The organism is Azospirillum formosense (assembly GCF_013340925.1).
Taxonomy (GTDB): Bacteria; Pseudomonadota; Alphaproteobacteria; order Azospirillales; family Azospirillaceae; genus Azospirillum; species Azospirillum formosense.
The window spans coordinates 1-1,554 of record NZ_WHOR01000488.1; the positions used below are offsets into that span (position 1 = coordinate 1).

Consider the following 1,554-nt stretch of genomic DNA (forward strand, 5'->3'; position numbering starts at 1 on the left):
CGCAGTCGCAGTTAATCTGAGCATAAGCCCCGTCTTGTTCTCACCGATTTCGAGCAGGATTCGGCGATGAAAGCGAGCACGGCCGCCGATGATTGCGAGCAGCCACAGGTAGGGCGGAATGACGCCCTCGGCGGCGGAGTGCATCCACAGCTTGTAGGGCGGCATGCCGCTGAAGACGACGGCGTTCACTTCGGCCAGGAACAACGGTACCGACGACAGACCGGCGCCATCCACCGCGGAGATGCCGTGCTTGGCGAGAAGCTGGCCGAGCATGGCGGCGTTCTGATCGGCGACCGAGCCGCCGAGCTGCGAGAGCAGGCCCGCCGGCAGGTTCAGCCCCGCCGCGATCGAGTAGATGTGGCGGGCACGGGTGCCGGCGCCGGTTCCGATCAACAGCTTGTGCTCCTTGCGGGCAGCGACGATCTCGTCGACCAGCGGGTAAACGGCGGCGCGTCCGCGGTCGATGACGCTCTGCCCGCCGATCTTGAGCACCGTCGCGTTGGGCAGGATGCGGAAGTCCGCCGCCGCCAGAAGCTGCGCGTCGGTCAGCGACCGCTGCATGAGGAGCGCTTCAAGCTCCGCTGTCGTGCTGGCCATGAGGGGCTGTTCCCTTTTGGTTCGAAGGCGTGTCGGTAAGGGGCCGTTTCCTTCCGGTCCAAGAGAAAGGGCATCCGTCGGAATTGGTGGCAAGCGGGTGCGGCCCCGCTCCGCGAATCCCGTGGAACGGCGCATGGAAGGGTGACTTTTGTATTAGGAGTTGATGGAACTGTGATCTCTTCCTGTTTCCACGCCAACCCGGAAAATAAAAATACTGTTGTTTTTCATGGCGTTATGAAGGAGGTGGTGATAACGCCGATGAAATGCCTTTTCTACCGTCTGTTCCGTCCGCCGGGGTGTGGCCAGGGTGTGCGTGTGGTCCCGGCGGTGCATGGTGGAAAAGGGAAAGAAGCCGGCTATAGGGTGATGAAGGCGATGTAGGGCTCGCTGCCGGCCATGCCGGTGGTGACGGTCATGGCGCTCACGGCCATTCCGGTGAAGGTCATGCTGGCGTCGATGGTGCCGTTGCCGTCGATGTCACAGCGGACGGTGGCGCCCTTGTAGCCTTCGGCGCCGCCCATCTCCTCCCAGGTCAGCCGGGACTGGCCGGGTACGAAGCCCCAGAGGGTTGCCCACTCGCCGCGTTCCAGATCGACGATGGTGGACCAGGTGACCTCGCCCCCGCGCCCGTCCACGAAGAAGGTGTCGTGGCCCGGCCCGCCGATCAGCCAGTTGGAGCCCGAGCCGCCGTCCAGCACGTCGTCGCCGGCCCCACCCGACGCCGCGTCGTTCCCGCCCATCAGGTTGATGAAGTCGTTGCCGTCCGAGCCGCCGACCACCTCGTCCTCGGCGGTTCCCAGGAAGCTCCACTGCAAGGTGGCGACCGGCCCCTCGTAGGCGTAGGCCGCCACCGTCGTCTGTATCCCTTCCACGATCCGGCTGAAGGGCATGGAAGGCCGCGCCGGAGCCGGGTCGGGGAGCGGCGCCGAGACCGACGGTGCGGATGGCGTCGGAGAG

The 1,554-nt window shown here is 65.4% G+C and carries 1 protein-coding gene and 1 pseudogene; both read right to left on the reverse strand.

The features are described 5' to 3' along the window. Positions 1–597, reverse strand: a 597-nt coding sequence (locus GBZ26_RS29305; RefSeq protein WP_486598855.1) for an amino acid kinase family protein, incomplete at its 3' end; no start/stop codon positions are given. A 356-nt stretch (positions 598–953) separates the two neighbouring features. Continuing rightward, positions 954–1,554, reverse strand: a pseudogene (locus GBZ26_RS29310) (carbohydrate-binding domain-containing protein); the annotation flags it as partial.